We start from the raw sequence: 17,686 nt of genomic DNA, 5'->3' as shown, positions 1-17,686 counted from the left end.
GGGGACCGGCGCTGGTGCCCGCGGACCGCGAAGCCCGCGGGCACCAATGCCTTCACCTGCCTTCCGGGGCTACTTCTTGGTCGTGCCGATGTTGAGGTAGTCGTACTGACCGCTGAAGGCCGCCGTCGAGGTGAGGTTGGTGAAGTTGGACGGGCGGTACAGCAGGACCTTGAAGTAGGTCAGCGGGACGAGGGCCGCCTCCTCCATCGTCTTCTTGTCGATCTGGGTGTAGAGGCTGTTGCGCTCGGCGCCGTCCTCGGTGCCGATCGCCTTCTCCAGCAGGGAGTTGACGTCCGCGTTGTCGAGCTGCGACAGGTTGGTGTTGCCGGACTCGCCGATCGCGTCACCGTGCAGGATCTGCTGCAGGAAGCCGTAGCCGGACGGCCAGTCGGAGCCCCACTGCATCATGTGCAGACCGATGTTCTGCTTCTTGTTGAACGCCGGCACGCCCGCCGCGTCGGTGAAGTACTTGCCCGACGGGAACTGCTTCAGCGTGGCCGTGATGCCGGCCTTCTTCAGCGAGTCGATGATCGCGGTGGCCGCGTCGATCTCCTGCGGACGGTCGCTGCGCGCCGAGATGTTGGTGCTGATCGTCGACTTGCCGCAGGCCTTCAGGTGCTCCTTGGCCTTGGCCACGTCGCCCTTGTTGCCGTCGGTGGCGTAGATGTCGGACTTCTCGTAGCCCGGGATGTCCGGCGGCAGCACGGTCGTGGCGATGTCGCCGCGGATCGGGCCGCCCTCGGCCGTCTGGACCGAGACCTTGTCGATCGCGTACTGCACGGCCTTGCGGCACTCGACGTTGTCGAACGGCGCGACCTTGGTGTTGATCGCCATGTAGACGAGCCGGCCACCGTAGGTGTTGTCGGTGCTGGCCTTCAGGTCGCTGCTGTTGACGACCTTCGCCTGCGTCGCGGCCTGGACACCGGTACCGCCGAGGTCGATGGCGGTGCCCGCCATGACGTCCTGGTCGATGGTCTCGGCGTTGACCTTCAGCTTGACGACGATCTTCTCGGGGTACTGCTTGCGCAGCGGGTCGGTCTTCGCGTCCCAGTTCTCGTTGCGGACGAGGGTGACCTGCTTGCCCTCCTCGTAGCTCTCGAACTTGTACGAGCCCGAGGACACGATCTTCTTGACGTAGTCGACGCCGGTGTCCTTGGCCTGCGGCACCGGAGCCGTCTGCGGCGTGGCGACCAGGTAGTCGAACTCCTGGAAGGCGCGGTTGAGGTGGAAGACGATCGTGGTGTCGTCCGGGGTCTCGATCGACGCCAGGCCCTTGGCGCTCTTGTCCTTGTACGGGCCCTTGTACTTGTCGCCGCCCTCGAGGAACTGCTGGAAGTAGTTGGGGCCGAGCGAGAGCACGTCACGCGCGAAGTTGGAGCGCTCGACGGCGTACTTCACGTCCTTGGACGTGATCGGGGAGCCGTCCTCGTACTTCAGGCCCGGACGCAGCTTGTACGTCCAGGTCTTGCCGCCGTCACCGGGGGTGCCGGGACCGGCCGCGAGGTCCGGGACCAGCTCGTTGCCCTTCTCGCCCGGGGCGGGCTTGAACGTCATGAGCGGACGGGCGTACAGCCGGCTGAGGTTGTACATGTACGCGTAGTACGTGTTGCCGGGGTCGAAGGAGTCCGGCACGTCCGAGTACTCGTACGTGACCGTGCCACCCGCCTGGGTGGAGGCGTTGACGACACCGGTCGTCGCCGCGTTGGCTCCGGCCGCCTTGCCCTTGTCGCCGTTGTCCTTGCCCTCATCGGCCTTGCTGCAACCCGTGAGGACCAGGCTCACGGTACCGATTGCCGCCACCGCGGCCAGCGCTGACCTTCGCATGATGGTCTGCTTCCCCTCCATTGTTGGAAACTTGATGTGCTCTCGGCGCGTCCGCGAATCAGCGGCTGCGCGGGTCGAGAGCGTCACGGAGTCCGTCGCCGAGCAGGTTGAACGCCAGGACGGTGACGAAGATTGCGAGGCCGGGCACGATCATGAACTGCGGGTCGACCTCGTAGAAGTTGACCGCCTCGCTGAGCATGCCGCCCCACGACGCCTGCGGGGGCTGGATGCCGACGCCGAGGAAGCTCAGGCTGGCCTCGAAGAGGATGTTCGTCGGGATGAGCAGCGTCGAGTAGACGATGATCGGGCCGACCAGGTTCGGGAGCAGCTCCCGGAAGAGAATGTACGGCCCCTTGGCACCCAGGCCCCGGGAGGCGTCGACGAACTCACGCTCTCTGAGGGCCAGGGTCTGACCACGGACGATACGGCCCAGATAGGGCCAGTTGAAGAAGCCGATGACGAAGATCAGCACGCCGATGTGCAGCGGCAGACCTTCCAGGCCGAACGCACCGCCCTGCAGCGTCGCGGCGATGGCGATGGCGAACAGCAGCAGCGGGAAGGCGAGGAAGGTGTCCATCAGACGGCTGATGACCGTGTCCACCCGCCCCCCGTAGTAGCCGGCCACGACGCCGAGGACCGCGCCGATCGTGTTGGACAGGATCGTGGCGCCGAAGGCGACGACCAGCGACACCCAGGAGCCCTCCAGGATGCGGGTGGCGATGTCGCGCCCGAACTTGGGCTCGACGCCCAGCGGGTGGTCCGCGCTCATGCCGCCGAAGCCCCCGGTGGGCAACGAGGTGTTGGGGTCGATCAGGTCCTGGTTGAAGGCGTTGGGGTCGAGACCGAGCAGGGCCTGGAGGGGACGGGAGAGGATCGCGAGGAGCACCAGCAGAATGACGATGACGCCGCCGGCGACGGCGACCTTGTCCTTCTTGAACCGGGTCCAGGCGATCTGTCCAAGGGAGCGGCCCTCGATCTGCCCCTTGCCGGCGCCGACGAGTACAGCTTCCGGCTGTGCCTCGGCTGCTGCCCCGGCGGTGTCGATCGGTGCGGTCACAAGCGCCCTACCCCTTCTCGGCCGGTGGTGTTCGGCCCACTCCTCCGCCGTTGTTCGGCGTGTGCTGTTCCTGCGGTGGCGCCTCGGCCGTAGGTGTTACGACCCCTTCGGCCGGACGACCCGTGGACGTGTTCTCGCTCAGGGAATCCGCTCGGCCTGCACCTGACACGGGAGTCTTCAACGCTCTGCTGATCACACGCCAGATCTGCCGCCGAAAGTATGCCTAACCGTGATGCCGCGTGAGGGGTTCCGTTATCCGAACAACCTACGCCGCGTTGCGGTGAATCAGTAGAGGCATACACCGGCCCCCAGGGGCCGCGACGGACCGCCTCGGACCCCCAACGGGCCCCCCGATCGGGGGAGTTGAGGAGGCCCCCTGACGGCCGATGTGACCGCCACCACACCCTTCGCGACAAGGCCGGAATTACACCTTTCGCCACCTTCACTCGACAGTGGCGAATCGGGCATCGGGAATCTTCCGGGCGCCGCTTTTGATTTCCCGTCTGCAAATTTTAGGGCTCTCTGAGCTTCTGAATTCTCGTTCTCGAATGAACTGCTTGCTGCACCGAACGGTGGGTCGCTAGGTTTCTCGACGTCGAACCGACCCGTAAAGAAGGCCGAGGGGGTGGGGACCTGAACTTCGGCATCGTCAAGGTCAAGGCCTCGGGCGGCTGGAGCACGACCCGGTCCGCCAAGAAGGGCGTCACGGTGACCGACCGCATGGTCGTCGGCGCCCGCAAGCGCGCCTACACCCGTCCGATGGTGGAGTACCGCGAGTTCGGCGGGCCCTGACAGCCGATCTGAGGCATTCTCACAAACGTTCCTGCTGAACACTCTGACCGGGCATCGGAACTTTCTCGTGCCCGGTTGGACAAAAAATTGACTGTAGAAACAGGAAAGGAAATCGATCGAAAATGCCTAAGGCGTTAGCGTCAGCAATTACCTTGGCTTGCTTCGCGGCTCCCCTCACCGGTGCCGCCGAGGCCGCGACGGCACCGTCGGTCACCGACCTGCGGGGAGCACCACGCCCTCGACCACGGTCGTGCGGGCTTCGGGGAAGAACGGCACCACCGTGTTCTTCGCCGGAACCACCAAGGCCTCCGGCTCGTACAGCGCGAAGACGTGCAACGCGCGGGGCACGGGCTACGGTTCCCCGGTGACCGGCAAGGCCGTGAGCTGGACGGCGCTCGGGTAGGGAGCGGTCAACTGCGCGGACCGCGTCACCTCGAACTCACCGGCGGCGATGGCCCAGGCCCGGTTCTGCGCCGCCTGACCGGCTGACACACAGTCCGCCGCCCACAGACGTCGGTCTGCCCCCCAGGCCGATGCGCGGAAGGGCCGGACGCCCCCGGCCGGCCCTTCCGTAGGCGGCTCGGCGGAGGTTCGGAATCCGGTGGCTCAGAAGCCGCCGTGCGCCGGAGGGTATCCGTAGCCCGCGACGGGCGCCGGAGCCGCGTGCGCCTCGCGGTCGTAGAACGGGCGCGCGTTGGACCGCATCCACATCGCGACGGGGCAGTACTCGTCGGACATCGCCACCGTCGACACGGGCAGCCCGTCGGGTACGGCGCCGATGGACTGGTGCATCATGGCGCGCACCGAGTCCACGGCCGGCGGCGAGGTCTCGTACACGTCGAGGCCGATGGCGAGATACGGTGCGCCCAGCGCCGGCTGCACCCAGGCGCGGCGCAAAGTCCGCACGGCCGGGGTGCGATGGGCGTTCTGCGCGAGGAGGGCGTAGAACTGCGGGATCTCGATACCGGGTTCGGCCAGCCGCAGCGGGCCGGCCGGCTGGCGGTCCAGGCCCGTCGCGATGCGGCGCAGATCGAGCCAGGGCACGCCGACGCCGCCGCCATGGGCGTGCGGGTTGAGCCAGAGGCCGTAGTGGTCGGGGTACAGGGTGCGGGCCACGTCGAGGGCGTCGACGACCTCGTAACTGCGGTTCCAGCCGCTGGCCGACAGCTCCTGGGCGGAGGTCACACAGGGCGCGTAGGAGTGGCCGCCGACGTGCATGGTGCCGTACTGGGCGTCCGGGGAGCCCGCCTGACCGTGCCAGAGCAGCATCCAGACCTGGCCGGAGACGGGCGTCGCGAGGGCACGCAGGAGCGCCTCGTAGGCGTCGTAACGCCCCGGGGTGACCTGGCGCAGCGTGTGCTCGACCGTGCCGGTCGCGGCGGTGCCGCTCGCGCTCACTGTGTTACGCCCCTTCTTCTTCTGACCGGGTTATGAAACCAGGTTATGCCGTCCGGGGGGAGCACCGGGGGAGAGCTCGGTGGGTTCCGTGATCTCCTACTTCTGGAAGAACGGGCGCACCTTCTGCCGCATCCAGTCCCCCACCGGGTCCTGCGCCACGTCCAGCAGGACCAGGTTCACCGGCCACGGGACGGGGGCCTGGGCCAGGGCCCGGCCCAGGGCCGCGGTGGGTGCGGCGAGCGGGTCGCCGTCCAGCTGGGCGAGTTCGACTCCGACGAACAGCGCCGGGCCGGCCGTCTCGATCGCGGCCAGACAGCGGCGGGCCGTGCGGACGACCCCGGTGGCGTCGAACTCGGCGGAGGCGGCGGTGAGGAAGGCGACGGGGTCTTCCTGCCAGTCGGGTTCGTACAGGCGGACGCGGCCGCCGCTCGCCGGGCCGTCCAGCGGGGTGCGGCCGGAGCGGCAGAGCTCGGCGACGGCGGCCGGCGGGAGGGGCACGCCGACCACGCCGCCGGGGTTGAGCGCGATGCCGGCCTGCGGGGGCAGACCGCGGGCGAACTCCACGGCGGGGGCGACGGCGTACGACATGTTCGGGCCCGCGCCGAGGCGGAACTGCTCCTCGGAGGTGAAGACCGGGACGTAGGCCTGGCCCTCGATCTCCAGAGTGGGCAGGTCGAGCTCGCCGCTGTCCGGGCCGCCGCCGGACGGCAGCGGCACCCAGACGAAGCTGCGGCCGAGGACCTCGACGAGGCGGGCGCCGGCCGACGGCACGCCGAGGGAGGCGGAGAGCACCTCCTCCAGTTCGTTGCCGGGCCATCCGCCGTGCGGATGCGGGTGCGCCTGCGCCTGCGCCGGGAAGTCCATCTGCTGCCTACCGCCTGCCGTGAACCTGCTGTGGCTGAAAGGCTAACCCGTGCGGACGGCCCGCCCGTCGGCGTGCCCGGCCCGTGGGAACGGACGGGCTCCCACGGCCGGTCCGTCAGCCCGTGAACCCGATCCGGCGCAGGGCGTCCGCGGCGTCCCGGTCGAGCAGGACGGCCGAGCCGCAGCCGCCGGGCAGTGCGCCGCGCTCGACGCGGCGCAGCAGGCGCGCGGCGGCGCCGCGGTGGCGGCGGAAGGCGTAGCGCGAGACGCCGCGGCCGCGCTCGCGCTGGCCCGCCAGGGCCTGCTCGGGGGTGACGTCGAGGAGCAGCAGATGCAGGGTGCCGCCGCGGCGGCGGGCCTCGCGGGAGAGCCAGCCGCGCACCCAGGCCTGGGTGCCGCAGTCGTGCACGACGACGCCCCGGCCGGAGCGCAGGGCGCGGCGCAGTCCGGCGTAGTGGGCGAGGCGGACGAGCGGGCGGTAGACGGCGTACGGCAGGAAGCGGGGGGCGCGGGCGTCGAAGCGGTCGCGGGTGTCCTGGGAGTCGATGCGGGTGCCGGGCACGGCGCGCCGCATCAGGGTGGACTTGCCGCTGCCGGGCAGTCCGGTGATCACGACGAGGTCGGCGGGGCCGAAGAGCAGGGCGTGCGGGCTGCGGCCGGCGCGCTCGCGCAGGTCGCGGACGACGGGTGCGGAGTGTGCGGGGCAGGCGTCCGTGGCCGGGGCACCGGTCCGTGCGGGCAGCGCGAGGGCCGGGCTGGTGGCGTACGGCGTGGTCCTGTTCACCGTGATCGTCCTCCCCTGGGGCGGGTCACGAGACCCTTGCCCATCGAGTGTAAAGAGACGGTAATGGGGTGCGCCTCCGGATTTCGTGTGCGTAGTGCCACAGCCCGGTTACAGATGCGGCCTGCCCTGCTCGGCGGATGCGTGCAATGATGGGCGCGCCAACTGCATACCGGCCGTTTGAATCCGCGCGGGAGAGTCCCCAGTCCGTCTGGGGCGCCGAAGGAGCAAGTCCCTCCCTTGAATCTCTCAGGCCCCGTTACCGCGCGGGCGAGGCACATCTGAAAAGCGGGCCGCTGCCAGCAGTGGTCCCACCCAAGGTGCAAGCCATGTCCTTCCCCCGCGTCACTGTACGTATGTGTACGGGCGGTCATGGCGAACCTCTCAGGTTCCGATGACAGATGGGGAGGAATGACCTCGCCTGTCGTGTACTTGGGAGACGACCGACCGATGAGCAGTACCGAACTGCGCCTTACCGCGCTCGACGCCCTGCATCGCTCGCTGGGCGCGACGATGACCGACTTCGCCGGCTGGGACATGCCGCTGCGTTACGGCTCCGAGCGCGACGAGCACAACGCCGTGCGCACCAGGGCAGGGCTCTTCGACCTCTCGCACATGGGCGAGATCACCGTGACCGGCCCGCAGGCCGCGGCCCTGCTGAACTTCGCGCTCGTCGGCAACATCGCCGCCGTGGGCGTGGGCCGCGCCCGCTACACCATGATCTGCCGGGCCGACGGCGGCATCCTGGACGACCTGATCGTCTACCGGCTGGGCGAGTCCGAGTACATGGTCGTCGCCAACGCCTCCAACGCGCAGGTCGTGCTGGACGCGCTGACCGAGCGCGCGGCCGGCTTCGACGCCGAGGTCCGTGACGACCGTGACGCGTACGCGCTGATCGCCGTCCAGGGCCCGGAGTCCCCCGGCATCCTGAAGTCGCTGACGGACGCCGACCTGGACGGCCTGAAGTACTACGCGGGTCTGCCCGGCACGGTCGCGGGCGTCCCGGCGCTGATCGCGCGCACCGGTTACACCGGCGAGGACGGCTTCGAGCTGTTCGTGAAGCCGGAGCACGCCGTGGCGCTGTGGCAGGCGCTGACGGAGGCGGGCGCGGGGGTCGGCCTGATCCCGTGCGGCCTGTCCTGCCGCGACACGCTGCGCCTGGAGGCGGGCATGCCGCTGTACGGGCACGAGCTGACCACCTCGCTCACCCCCTTCGACGCCGGGCTCGGCCGTGTGGTCAAGTTCGAGAAGGAGGGCGACTTCGTCGGCCGCGAGGCGCTCACCGAGGCCGCCGCGCGCGCCGAGCAGAACCCGCCGCGGGTGCTGGTCGGTCTGGTCGCCGAGGGCCGCCGGGTGCCGCGCGCCGGTTTCGCCGTGGTCGCGGGCGGTGAGGTGATCGGCGAGGTCACCTCCGGCGCTCCCTCCCCCACGCTGGGCAAGCCGATCGCCATGGCGTACGTCGACGCGGCGCACGCGGCGCAGGGCACCGCGGGTGTCGGCGTGGACATCCGGGGCAGCCACGAGCCGTACGAGGTCGTGGCGCTGCCCTTCTACAAGCGTCAGAAGTGACAGTTTCGTAGCACCGCCGCGATGGCGTCGGGCACGTTCGCGCTGCTCACGCACGCCCCGGGCGGTCCCCCCTGCATCAGCATCACCTCGCGTACAGGAGAATTCAGGCCATGAGCAACCCCCAGCAGCTGCGCTACAGCAAGGAGCACGAGTGGCTGTCGGCCGCCGAGGACGGCGTGTCGACGGTCGGCATCACGGAGCACGCGGCGAACGCCCTCGGCGATGTCGTCTACGTCCAGCTCCCGGAGGTCGGTGACACGGTGACCGCGGGCGAGAGCTGCGGCGAGCTGGAGTCGACCAAGTCGGTCAGCGAGCTCTACTCGCCGGTCAGCGGTGAGATCACCGCCGTCAACCAGGACGTCGTGGACGACCCGGCGCTGGTGAACTCCGCCCCGTTCGAGGGCGGCTGGCTGTTCAAGGTCCGCGTCGCGGGCGAGCAGGACGACCTGCTCTCCTCCGACGAGTACTCCGCCTACATCGCCGGCTGAGGAGTCGCATGTCCTCCCTGAACACCCCCCTGCACGAGCTCGACCCGGAGGTCGCCGCGGCGATCGACGCCGAGCTGGTGCGTCAGCAGTCCACGCTCGAGATGATCGCGTCGGAGAACTTCGCTCCGCTCGCCGTCATGGAGGCGCAGGGCTCGGTGCTGACGAACAAGTACGCCGAGGGCTACCCGGGCCGCCGCTACTACGGCGGCTGCGAGCACGTCGACGTCACCGAGCAGATCGCGATCGACCGGATCAAGGACCTGTTCGGCGCCGAGTACGCCAACGTCCAGCCCCACTCGGGTGCCTCCGCGAACCAGGCCGCGCTGTTCGCGATGGCCAAGCCGGGCGACACGATCCTCGGCCTGGACCTGGCGCACGGCGGTCACCTGACCCACGGCATGCGCCTGAACTTCTCGGGCAAGCAGTTCGACGTGGTCGCGTACCACGTGGACGACGCGGGTCTCGTGGACATGGCCGAGGTCGAGCGGCTCGCCAAGGAGCACCGTCCGAAGGTGATCATCGCGGGCTGGTCGGCGTACCCGCGCCAGCTGGACTTCGCGGAGTTCCGCCGGATCGCCGACGAGGTCGAGGCGTTCCTCTGGGTCGACATGGCGCACTTCGCGGGCCTGGTGGCCGCGGGTCTGCACCCGAACCCGGTCGAGCACGCGCACGTGGTGACCTCCACGACGCACAAGACGCTCGGCGGCCCGCGCGGCGGCATCATCCTGGCGAAGAAGGAGTTCGCCAAGAAGCTGAACTCCTCGGTGTTCCCGGGCTTCCAGGGCGGTCCCCTGGAGCACGTGATCGCGGCCAAGGCGGTCTCCTTCAAGGTCGCCGCGGGCGAGGAGTTCAAGGAGCGCCAGCGGCGTACCGTGGACGGTGCCCGTATCCTCGCCGAGCGGCTGACGGCCCCCGACGCCCGTGAGGCGGGGGTGAACGTGCTGTCCGGTGGTACGGACGTGCACCTGATCCTGGTCGACCTGCGCGAGTCCGAGCTCGACGGCCAGCAGGCCGAGGACCGGCTCCACGAGGTCGGCATCACGGCCAACCGCAACGCCGTCCCCAACGACCCGCGGCCGCCGATGGTGACCTCCGGTCTGCGGATCGGCACGCCCGCCCTCGCCACCCGCGGCTTCACGGCCGAGGACTTCGCCGAGGTCGCGGACGTGATCGCGCTGGCGCTGAAGCCGTCGTACGACGCGGAGGCGCTCAAGGCCCGGGTGACGGCTCTCGCCGACAAGCACCCGCTGTACCCCGGCCTGAACAAGTAAGTCCCCGGCGGGGGCACCCGGCGATCCCGGGTGCCCCGCCACCCCGTACTGAGGAGTTTCCGTGGCCATCTCGGTCTTCGACCTGTTCTCGATCGGCATCGGCCCGTCCAGCTCCCACACGGTCGGCCCGATGCGCGCCGCGCGGATGTTCGCGCGCCGGCTGCGCAACGAGGATCTGCTGCCCGCGGTCGTCTCCGTCCGCTGCGAGCTGTACGGCTCGCTGGGCGCGACCGGCCACGGCCACGGCACGCCGAAGGCGGTGCTGCTCGGCCTGGAGGGCGACTCCCCGCGCACGGTGGACGTGGAGACCGCCGACGAGCGGGTGGAGTCGATCAGGTCGCGGGGTCGGCTGAACCTGCTCGGCGAGCACGACATCGCCTTCGACTTCGACCGCGACCTCAAGCTCCACCGGCGCAAGGCCCTGCCGTACCACGCCAACGGCATGACGATCTGGGCGTACGACGCCTCGGGCGCCGAGCTGCTCTCCAAGACCTACTACTCGGTCGGCGGCGGCTTCGTCGTGGACGAGGACGCGGTCGGCGCGGACCGGATCAAGCTCGACGACACGGTCCTGAAGTACCCCTTCCGCACGGGCGACGAGCTGCTGCGCCTGACGAAGGAGACCGGTCTGTCGATCTCCGCGCTGATGCTGGAGAACGAGCGGGCCTGGCGGAGCGAGGAGGAGATCCGCGAGGGGCTACTCGACATCTGGCGTGTGATGCAGGCCTGTGTGTCGCGCGGCATGGCCCGCGAGGGCATCCTGCCGGGCGGTCTGAAGGTGAAGCGGCGGGCCGCGACGACCGCGCGCAAGCTGCGCTCCGAGGGCGACCCGCTGGCGCTGTCGATGGAGTGGATCACGCTCTACGCGATGGCGGTGAACGAGGAGAACGCGGCGGGCGGCCGGGTGGTCACCGCCCCGACGAACGGCGCGGCCGGCATCATTCCCGCCGTCCTGCACTACTACATCAACTTCGTGCCGGGCGCCGACGAGGACGGCGTGGTCCGCTTCCTCCTCGCCGCCGGCGCCATCGGCATGCTCTTCAAGGAGAACGCCTCCATCTCCGGCGCCGAGGTCGGCTGCCAGGGCGAGGTCGGCTCCGCCTGCTCCATGGCCGCGGGCGCCCTCGCGGAGGTCCTCGGCGGCAGCCCCGAGCAGGTCGAGAACGCCGCCGAGATCGGCATGGAGCACAACCTCGGCCTGACCTGCGACCCGGTCGGCGGCCTGGTGCAGATCCCCTGCATCGAGCGCAACGGCATGGCCGCGGTCAAGGCGGTCACCGCGGCCCGCATGGCCATGCGCGGCGACGGCTCGCACAAGGTCTCCCTGGACAAGGTCATCAAGACCATGAAGGACACCGGCGCGGACATGTCGGTGAAGTACAAGGAGACCGCCCGGGGCGGCCTGGCGGTGAACATCATCGAGTGCTGAGGGAACGGGCCCTGATCAGCGCGGTCGTAGCATCTCAGCGCTGATCAGGGCCCTGCCTGCTCACACGGCGCAGCCCCTCGGGTTGCCAGTTGATCGACGCATGTCGAGCGGTCGTTCTCCGAGCCGGCGGGCAGGACGGTCTCGTCGGCTCTCCCCTGCGGCGGGAGTCGGCGCGTCCTGCGTTCCCTCGGGGACGAACACGACCGACTACGCGCCTCGAACCGGTCGTCGGCACCCCGGTCGTCGGCCGCCTTCGGCGGAGGGCTCGCTCAGCCCGTGAACTCCGGTGTGCGCTTCGGGGACGCCTCTGCCAGCGCCTTGCGCACCGCCTCCGTGTCGGCGCGCAGGCCGTAGACCGGGGTGGCGGGCTGCTGGCGCCAGGAGTCGTCCAGGCCGCCCGCGTCGACGGTGTCGAAGCCGAGTTCCTCGACCAGGGCGCGGACCGTGGCCTTGGCGGCCGCGTCGTCGCCCGCTACGGGTACGGCGATCCGGTCGGGGTCGCCGACCGGACGCGGGCGGTCGATGAGGTCCTCGGCGTAGGTGCCGTTGAAGACCTTGATCACCGGGTGGCCGAGATGGCGTTCCGTCCAGCGGCTCTCCGTCAGGCCCTCGTCCTCGATGCCGGCGATCCGGCCGTCTCGTTCGCGCGGGTAGTAGTTGCCGGTGTCGATCACGGCGACGCCCTCGGCGGCCTTCGCGAACAGGTTCGGCGGCAGGTCCGGGACCGCCTTCAGCGGGACCGTCACGACGACGACCTCCGCGTCCCGGGCCGCGTCCTCGACGCGGACGGGGGTCGCGCCCGTCTCCTGCGCGAGGGCCGTGAGGCTCTGCGGGCCACGGGAGTTGGCCACCGCGACCTCGTGGCCGAGGGCGGTGAGCCGCCGGGTGAGGTTGCCGCCGATGTTGCCCGCGCCGATGATGCCTATCTTCATGGCTGACCCTTCCAAGATCGATGCACCTGCATATAACCGTCGGTGGCATCAACCCCGGTACCACCGAGGGCTATTCCGGATTCCCCGGATCAGATCCGTACGACGATCCCGCCGGTGCGCTGGGCCGTGCGGCGGCGGAGGCGGGATCCGTCGGGTCGGTGCCGCCCTCGGCGCAGTCGCGGCCGAGGAAGAGCAGGTCCAGGTTGACGGCGCAGTCCCACTCGTCGTCCTCGTAGTCCCACGCGCCGTTCCCGTTGCGGCATTCGACCCTGCCGTGGATGTCGCTTCCCATGGCGTGGTCCTCACGCACGAAGGGGCGCCCGGCCGGGGAACATCTCCCGGCGGGCGCCCCTCGGAGCACGCGTCACTTGTTCAGGTGGGCCCAGAACTCGTCGAACGACAGCAGCTTGTCGCCGTTCAGGTCGCGGCTGGCGATGATGGCCTCGGCGACGGACTCGGTCACGTTCCAGTCGCCCTGCTGAGCCAGGGCGGCCTTGAACTCGGCCGAGGTGATCTGACCGTCACCGTCCGTGTCGATGCGGTCGAACTGCTTGCGTGCTTCTTCGATGTCGGCCACCGATCCGCCCCTCTTCGTCATACCTTGCCGTCGTACCTGTCGTACGGACGCAGGTCAGACTAACGGCCCGCCGGAGCACCCGGTGCGGCGACCACCGGTAACCACTCGTGTCCGGCGGCTGTGTGTGCGACGGTGATCCTTCCGGTCGGCGGGACACGAGGAGCACAGGTGGAGAGCTTGCGGGACGTTCTCGACGCGGCCGCGCGCGGTGAGTTCCCGCCGCCGGACGGCCGTACGACGGTCGTGCCCCAGCCCTCGCCCCGGGACGCCGGTGTGATGGCCTTCACGGCCCACTCGGTCGTCTTCACCGACGAGGATCCCGGGTGGGTGCACGACACTCTGCGCGCCCTCGACTGCGACGCCCTCGCCGCGACGATGAACCCGCGGTTCCTGGCGGCGCTGCTGGAACGCACGGGCCGTACGACCGAGTGCGTCGACGCGGTGCTGGTCGCCGCCCCGCTGCCGGGTGAGGCGCCGCTGCCGCTGGAGGAGATCTCCGACCCCTGCCATCCACGCGTCGCCTACGCCCGCGAGCGGCGCGACGACGTGCGCGCCTGGACGGCGCGGGGCGGCGTGCTGGTGACCGGCCGGGGCGTCGCCGGGCGACTGGAGGTGTCGGTGGAGATCGACGAGGACGCCCGGCACCGGGGGCTGGGCCGGGCGCTGGTGGCGGCCGCCCGGCACCTCGTCGACGAGCCGCTGTGGGCGCAGGTGGCGCCGGGGAACGCCCGCAGCGCGCGGGCGTTCCGGGCGGCCGGTTTCCGGCAGGTGGGCGCGGAGGCGCTGCTGCGGGTCCGGTAGCTCGGGGCGGGCGCGCCGAGGGGCGCTCAGCGGAAGACGCCGGTGTGCCCGAGGGAGTAGCGGCCCGGCTGCGGGTACACCGCGAGGCCGTGCGGCCCGCTGCCCACCTTGATCCGGGCGAGCTCGGCGCCGGTGCGGGTGTCGATGGCGTACACCTCGGCGTTGTAACGCCCGGACAGCCACAGGACCTTGCCGTCGGCGGAGACGCCGCCCATGTCGGGGCTGCCGCCGCCCGGCAGACGCCACTTCCTGGTGACCTCGCGCCGGGCGAAGTCGAAGACGGAGATCGTGCCCTCGCCCCGGTTGGAGACGTACATCTCGCGCGAGTCCCGGCTGACGTAGAGGCCGTGGGTGCCCTTGCCGGTGGGCAGGAGGGTCGGCTCGGTGAACTTGTCGCCGTCGAGCACCCACATGCCGTCGGCCATCATGTCGGCGATGTAGAACGTGCTGCCGTCGGGGGAGAGCTTCACGTCCTGCGGCATGGCGCCCTCGAAGGGGAGCTTCTGCTGCCCGACCACCTTCATCTTCTCGGTGTCGACCTTGAGCAGTTCCCCGCTGAACTCGCAGGAGACGATGAAGTACCTGCCGTCCATGGAGAAGTCGGCGTGGTTGACGCCGTAGCAGGTGACCGGCTCGGTCCTGACCGTCTTCATGGTGTGCGGGTCGCGGAAGACGAGCTCGCGGTCCAGGGATGCCATGACGACGGCGTACCTGCCGTTGGGCGTGAAGTAGAGGTTGTAGGGGTCGTGGACCTCCACCGGCTCGCCCGCCTTGCCGGTCCCCGGGTCGATCGGGGTGAGCGTGTGGCCGCGGTTGTTGTTGACCCAGAGGGTCTTCAGGTCCCAGGAGGGCACGACGTGCTGCGGCTGCCGGCCCACGCGGATGGTCTCGACGATCTTGTACGTCTCCGGGTCGATCACCGAGACGGTGTCGGACTCGGTGTTGGGGACGTAGACCCGGGAGGGGAAGTCCTTGACGACCGGGGAGAGCAGGCCCGGCCGGTCGGCCGCGTAGACGTCCTTCGGGTCGAGCACGGGCGGCATCCCCGGCAGCCCGTCGACGACGGGGCGCTGCTTCTTCGCGGGCGCGGGCAGGGCCGCGGTCCGGGTCGCGGGCCCACCGCCGCCCTTGTCCCCGGTGCCGCAGGCGGCGACGGCGGCCAGGGCGAGCAGGGCGGCGGTCGCGAGGCACCCGCGGGTCAGGGCGGAGGCGGGCAGGGTGTTTCGGCGCATCAGCTGAGCAACTCCGTGGTGGTGACCGCGCGCAGACCACGGCGGTCGAGTTCGTCCAGTACGGCGGGGAGGGCGGCGACGGTGTCGGCGTATCCGAAGTGCAGGCTCACCACGGAGCCGCCCCGGACGGAGCCGAGCACGGTACGGGCGACCGCGGGGCCGCCGGACCCTGTGAAGTCGAGCGAGTCGACGTCGTACGACAGCAGGTGCGGGTAGCCGGCCCGGTGGGCCAGTCGCTCCACCAGCGGTGAGGCCCGCGCGGCACGGGAGGGCCGGAACCAGCTCCCGATCGAGCCGGTCAGCCGCTTCAGCCGGCCGGCGCAGCCCGTGATCTCGGCGAGGGCCTCGGCCTCGGGCATCGCGTTGATGTCGAGATGGCGCAGGGTGTGGTTGCCCAGCTCGTGGCCGCCGTCCAGCACGCGCCGGGCCAGCGCGGGGTGTTCGTCCAGCCAGGTCCCGACGGCCAGCACGGTGACGCGGGCGTCGTGGCGTTCGGCCTCGGCGAGCAGGGCCCGCGCGGTGGCGGGGTCGCCGCCCCCGTGGAAGGTGAGGGCGACGCGGGGCCGGTCGCGGGGACCGTGGCCGATCTGGGCGGGCTGGGCGGGGAAGCGGCGGGGGCCGGGGGCAGGCGGGGAGGACCGGGGTTCCTGCGGGGACCCGGGGTTCTGCGCGTGCCGCGGCTTCTGTGGCGTCGGCGGCACCGGGTGTGCGGCGGAGCAGCCCGAGCCGAACGCGGCGGCAGCGGTGGCGGTGGCGGCAGCGAGCCCGGCGGCGTTACGGAGGGCCGAGCGGCGGTCGGCGGAGGTCACGAGGACCATTTAACGGAGGATCAGTCCGGAATCAGGTGATTGGCCCGTTCGCCGCCCCGGCCCGGCGTACGGTCCGGCCTGCCGAAGCGTCCGGGGTCCGGCCTGCCGCAGCGTCCGGGGTCCGGCCCGACTCGGGGTTCCACGGTCCCGCGCGTCGCTCTCAGCGGTCGGCGACCCGCATCTCGAACCAGGTGGTCTTGCCGCGGGGCAGCAGATCGACGCCCCAGCGGTCGGACAGCTTGTCGACGAGGAACAGTCCCCGCCCGCTGACGTCCATCTCCTGGACCGGCATCAGACACGGCAGCCCCCGCGAGGGATCGCGCACCTCGACGCGGATCCAGCCCCGCCGGCGGTGCATCCGGAGCCCGAACACTCGGGCACCGGTGTGCCGCACGGCGTTGCCCACGAGCTCCGACACGAGTAACACCACGTCCTCGGTGAGCTTGGGACTGAGCCCCCAGTGCCGCAGCACGACCACCTGGGCCAGTCGGCGGGCCGTGGCCGCGGACTCCGGGCGGGAGGGCAGGGGGATCTCACGCTCCGTCGGGTTGCCGAACAACTCCAGCGCCTTGAGCGCTCGTTCGTCCTCGACCGCAGGCGACCAGCGCGCCGCCGTCGCACGGCTGTGTCCCCGCGGCTGTTCGATGCCCTCCAGCCCCGCCATGCCCCCCATCATGGCCGCCCGCAACGGCTCGCGGGGCCGTTCCTGAGGAATAAGCCCCCCGGAAGCCTTCATTCCGCCGGAATCGATCGGCATATGCCGGAGGCAGTTCGAGGGCCGTCGCGGCCCCTTTGACCTGCGAGGACCATCTGCCCGGCGGCGAAGGACGGGCTCCCCCGAGGGGAGCGGCTTAAGGCTGCCTTAAGGCTTCCATAATCCGCCCCATCGAGGGACCCGGATCAGACACCCCGTCAAGTGCAAGAGGACCGAGGGGGATTCACAGGGTTCTCAGAGGAACTTCGCCTTGCCCGGCCCCTCTTCCACGAAGCTGCGCATGCCGCGCTCGCGGTCCTCGGTGGCGAACAGCCCGGCGAACCAGTTGCGCTCCACGGCCAGCCCCGTGTCGATGTCGGACTCCAGCCCCACGTCGACCGACTCCTTGGCGGCGCGCAGCGCCAGCGCCGGACCCTGGGCGAGCTTCGCGGCCCAGGCGTGCGCCTCGGTGTAGACGTCGGCGGCGGGCACGATCCGGTCGACCAGACCCAGCGTCATGGCCTCGTCGGCCTTGACCATACGGCCGGTGAAGATGAGGTCCTTCGCCTTGGAGGGGCCGATCAGCCGGGACAGCCGCTGGGTGCCCCCGGCACCCGGGATCAGGCCGAGCAGGATCTCCGGCTGGCCGAGCTTGGCGTTGTCCGCGGCGATGCGGTAGTCGGCGCACAGCGCGAGCTCGCAGCCGCCGCCGAGGGCGTAGCCGGTGACGGCGGCGACGACCGGCTTGGGGATACGGGCCACCGCGGTGAAGGAGTCCTGGAGGGCCTTGGCGCGCAGGACCATCGCGGTGTGGTCCATGGCCTGCATCTCCTTGATGTCCGCGCCCGCCGCGAACACCTTCTCGCCGCCGTAGATCACGACCGCGCGCACGTCGTCGCGGCGGGTGGCCTCCTCGGCGAGCTCCTTGAGCCGGTCCTGCGTGGCGATGTCCAGCGCGTTCATCGGCGGGCGGTCCAGGCGCAGCGTGCCGACGCCCTCGGCAACTTCGAGATTCACGGTCATGGAGGCAGGTTAACGAAGGCTAACCGGGAGCGCTGCGGTGCGGTCGGTCACACCCGGCCGGGGGTCCGGGGGTCGCCCCCGGGCAGACACGGCACGGGGGCTGACCGAGTGCGCTGCGGTGCGGTCGGTCACACCGCCCCCTCAC

19 protein-coding genes and 2 riboswitches are annotated in these 17,686 nt (G+C 70.6%); of the genes, 5 read left to right on the top strand and 14 right to left on the bottom strand.

All coding sequences use genetic code 11. The features are described 5' to 3' along the window. Positions 1-69: 69 nt before the first annotated feature. The 7 genes from ACZ6SQ_RS31055 to ACZ6SQ_RS31025 all read right to left on the bottom strand — a co-directional run bounded on the left by ACZ6SQ_RS31055 (position 70) and on the right by ACZ6SQ_RS31025 (position 6,725). Positions 70-1,824 (bottom strand): ABC transporter substrate-binding protein, encoded by a 1,755-nt coding sequence (locus ACZ6SQ_RS31055; protein WP_469567964.1) that lies wholly within the window; start codon positions 1,822-1,824, stop codon positions 70-72. A 58-nt stretch (positions 1,825-1,882) separates the two neighbouring features. Then, positions 1,883-2,881: an ABC transporter permease gene (locus ACZ6SQ_RS31050; RefSeq protein ID WP_469567962.1), complete on the bottom strand. Its 999-nt coding sequence runs from the start codon at positions 2,879-2,881 to the stop codon at positions 1,883-1,885. A gap of 1,002 nt (positions 2,882-3,883) precedes the next feature. Then, positions 3,884-4,021 carry a hypothetical protein gene (locus tag ACZ6SQ_RS31045; RefSeq protein ID WP_469567960.1) on the bottom strand — a complete coding sequence of 46 codons (138 nt, stop codon included), beginning with the start codon at positions 4,019-4,021 and terminating at the stop codon, positions 3,884-3,886. A gap of 3 nt (positions 4,022-4,024) precedes the next feature. Beyond that, positions 4,025-4,165 (bottom strand): hypothetical protein, encoded by a 141-nt coding sequence (locus ACZ6SQ_RS31040; protein WP_469567959.1) that lies wholly within the window; start codon positions 4,163-4,165, stop codon positions 4,025-4,027. A 114-nt stretch (positions 4,166-4,279) separates the two neighbouring features. Further along, entirely contained in the window at positions 4,280-5,071 is a 792-nt protein-coding gene (locus ACZ6SQ_RS31035) for an enhanced serine sensitivity protein SseB C-terminal domain-containing protein (protein ID WP_469567957.1), read from the bottom strand. 96 nt (positions 5,072-5,167) lie between these two features. Continuing rightward, entirely contained in the window at positions 5,168-5,935 is a 768-nt protein-coding gene (locus ACZ6SQ_RS31030) for an enhanced serine sensitivity protein SseB (protein WP_469567955.1), read from the bottom strand. 115 nt (positions 5,936-6,050) lie between these two features. Beyond that, positions 6,051-6,725, bottom strand: coding sequence for an AAA family ATPase (locus tag ACZ6SQ_RS31025; RefSeq protein ID WP_469568089.1), 675 nt, complete (start codon positions 6,723-6,725; stop codon positions 6,051-6,053). A gap of 172 nt (positions 6,726-6,897) precedes the next feature. Beyond that, positions 6,898-6,991, top strand: a riboswitch (glycine riboswitch). Beyond that, positions 6,992-7,127: riboswitch (glycine riboswitch) on the top strand. It begins immediately after the preceding riboswitch. Between the two features lie 39 nt (positions 7,128-7,166). On the opposite strand from ACZ6SQ_RS31025, the gene gcvT reads away from it, so the two are divergent. The 4 genes from gcvT to ACZ6SQ_RS31005 all read left to right on the top strand — a co-directional run bounded on the left by gcvT (position 7,167) and on the right by ACZ6SQ_RS31005 (position 11,473). Then, positions 7,167-8,285 carry a glycine cleavage system aminomethyltransferase GcvT gene (gene gcvT / locus ACZ6SQ_RS31020; RefSeq protein WP_469567953.1) on the top strand — a complete coding sequence of 373 codons (1,119 nt, stop codon included), beginning with the start codon at positions 7,167-7,169 and terminating at the stop codon, positions 8,283-8,285. A 110-nt stretch (positions 8,286-8,395) separates the two neighbouring features. Continuing rightward, positions 8,396-8,773 (top strand): glycine cleavage system protein GcvH, encoded by a 378-nt coding sequence (gcvH, locus tag ACZ6SQ_RS31015; protein ID WP_389336021.1) that lies wholly within the window; start codon positions 8,396-8,398, stop codon positions 8,771-8,773. 8 nt (positions 8,774-8,781) lie between these two features. Further along, on the top strand, positions 8,782-10,044 hold the full coding sequence (locus ACZ6SQ_RS31010) for a serine hydroxymethyltransferase (protein WP_469567951.1): 1,263 nt from the start codon (positions 8,782-8,784) through the stop codon (positions 10,042-10,044). Positions 10,045-10,105: 61 nt separating this feature from the next. Continuing rightward, positions 10,106-11,473 carry an L-serine ammonia-lyase gene (locus tag ACZ6SQ_RS31005; protein ID WP_469567949.1) on the top strand — a complete coding sequence of 456 codons (1,368 nt, stop codon included), beginning with the start codon at positions 10,106-10,108 and terminating at the stop codon, positions 11,471-11,473. A gap of 269 nt (positions 11,474-11,742) precedes the next feature. Here ACZ6SQ_RS31005 and ACZ6SQ_RS31000 read toward each other — a convergent pair whose 3' ends face one another. The 3 genes from ACZ6SQ_RS31000 to ACZ6SQ_RS30990 form a co-directional block, all read right to left on the bottom strand. Next, positions 11,743-12,405, bottom strand: coding sequence for an NADPH-dependent F420 reductase (locus tag ACZ6SQ_RS31000; protein WP_469567947.1), 663 nt, complete (start codon positions 12,403-12,405; stop codon positions 11,743-11,745). Between the two features lie 70 nt (positions 12,406-12,475). Then, the gene (locus ACZ6SQ_RS30995; RefSeq protein WP_469567945.1) at positions 12,476-12,697 is read right to left on the bottom strand and encodes a hypothetical protein; all 222 of its coding nucleotides are present in this window, start codon (positions 12,695-12,697) and stop codon (positions 12,476-12,478) included. A 72-nt stretch (positions 12,698-12,769) separates the two neighbouring features. Next, positions 12,770-12,982, bottom strand: a complete 213-nt coding sequence (locus ACZ6SQ_RS30990) for an EF-hand domain-containing protein (protein ID WP_386383552.1) — start codon at positions 12,980-12,982, stop codon at positions 12,770-12,772. Between the two features lie 168 nt (positions 12,983-13,150). Between ACZ6SQ_RS30990 and ACZ6SQ_RS30985 the strand changes: the two genes are divergently transcribed. Further along, a complete protein-coding gene (locus ACZ6SQ_RS30985; RefSeq protein ID WP_469567943.1) occupies positions 13,151-13,783 on the top strand; it encodes a GNAT family N-acetyltransferase in 633 nt (210 codons plus the stop codon). Positions 13,784-13,809: 26 nt separating this feature from the next. Here the strand turns inward: ACZ6SQ_RS30985 and ACZ6SQ_RS30980 are convergent, their stop codons facing one another. The 4 genes from ACZ6SQ_RS30980 to ACZ6SQ_RS30965 all read right to left on the bottom strand — a co-directional run bounded on the left by ACZ6SQ_RS30980 (position 13,810) and on the right by ACZ6SQ_RS30965 (position 17,541). Continuing rightward, positions 13,810-15,015: a YVTN family beta-propeller repeat protein gene (locus tag ACZ6SQ_RS30980; RefSeq protein WP_469567940.1), complete on the bottom strand. Its 1,206-nt coding sequence runs from the start codon at positions 15,013-15,015 to the stop codon at positions 13,810-13,812. Beyond that, the gene (locus ACZ6SQ_RS30975; RefSeq protein WP_469567939.1) at positions 15,015-15,833 is read right to left on the bottom strand and encodes a polysaccharide deacetylase family protein; all 819 of its coding nucleotides are present in this window, start codon (positions 15,831-15,833) and stop codon (positions 15,015-15,017) included. Before ACZ6SQ_RS30975 ends, ACZ6SQ_RS30980 begins: the two co-directional genes overlap by 1 nt. Positions 15,834-15,984: 151 nt before the next feature. Further along, positions 15,985-16,488, bottom strand: a complete 504-nt coding sequence (locus tag ACZ6SQ_RS30970) for an ATP-binding protein (RefSeq protein WP_386383526.1) — start codon at positions 16,486-16,488, stop codon at positions 15,985-15,987. A 285-nt stretch (positions 16,489-16,773) separates the two neighbouring features. Continuing rightward, complete coding sequence (locus tag ACZ6SQ_RS30965; protein WP_389336045.1) at positions 16,774-17,541, bottom strand: enoyl-CoA hydratase/isomerase family protein; 768 nt, start codon at positions 17,539-17,541, stop codon at positions 16,774-16,776. Between the last annotated feature and the right edge of the window lie 145 nt (positions 17,542-17,686).

Source organism: Streptomyces sp. NPDC048600, assembly GCF_055587025.1.
This window is presented reverse-complemented; position numbering and strand designations above follow the sequence as displayed.

Excerpts from the sequence above, each read along its gene's own strand:
- ACZ6SQ_RS31030 (WP_469567955.1), bottom strand. The coding sequence starts at position 5,935 with ATGGACTTCCCGGCGCAGGCGCAGGCGCACCCGCATCCGCACGGCGGA.
- ACZ6SQ_RS30965 (WP_389336045.1), bottom strand. The coding sequence starts at position 17,541 with ATGACCGTGAATCTCGAAGTTGCCGAGGGCGTCGGCACGCTGCGCCTG.
- ACZ6SQ_RS30970 (WP_386383526.1), bottom strand. The coding sequence starts at position 16,488 with ATGGCGGGGCTGGAGGGCATCGAACAGCCGCGGGGACACAGCCGTGCG.
- gcvT (WP_469567953.1), top strand. The coding sequence starts at position 7,167 with ATGAGCAGTACCGAACTGCGCCTTACCGCGCTCGACGCCCTGCATCGC.
- ACZ6SQ_RS30975 (WP_469567939.1), bottom strand. The coding sequence starts at position 15,833 with ATGGTCCTCGTGACCTCCGCCGACCGCCGCTCGGCCCTCCGTAACGCC.
- ACZ6SQ_RS30980 (WP_469567940.1), bottom strand. The coding sequence starts at position 15,015 with ATGCGCCGAAACACCCTGCCCGCCTCCGCCCTGACCCGCGGGTGCCTC.
- ACZ6SQ_RS31000 (WP_469567947.1), bottom strand. The coding sequence starts at position 12,405 with ATGAAGATAGGCATCATCGGCGCGGGCAACATCGGCGGCAACCTCACC.
- ACZ6SQ_RS31055 (WP_469567964.1), bottom strand. The coding sequence starts at position 1,824 with ATGCGAAGGTCAGCGCTGGCCGCGGTGGCGGCAATCGGTACCGTGAGC.
- ACZ6SQ_RS30995 (WP_469567945.1), bottom strand. The coding sequence starts at position 12,697 with ATGGGAAGCGACATCCACGGCAGGGTCGAATGCCGCAACGGGAACGGC.
- gcvH (WP_389336021.1), top strand. The coding sequence starts at position 8,396 with ATGAGCAACCCCCAGCAGCTGCGCTACAGCAAGGAGCACGAGTGGCTG.
- ACZ6SQ_RS31010 (WP_469567951.1), top strand. The coding sequence starts at position 8,782 with ATGTCCTCCCTGAACACCCCCCTGCACGAGCTCGACCCGGAGGTCGCC.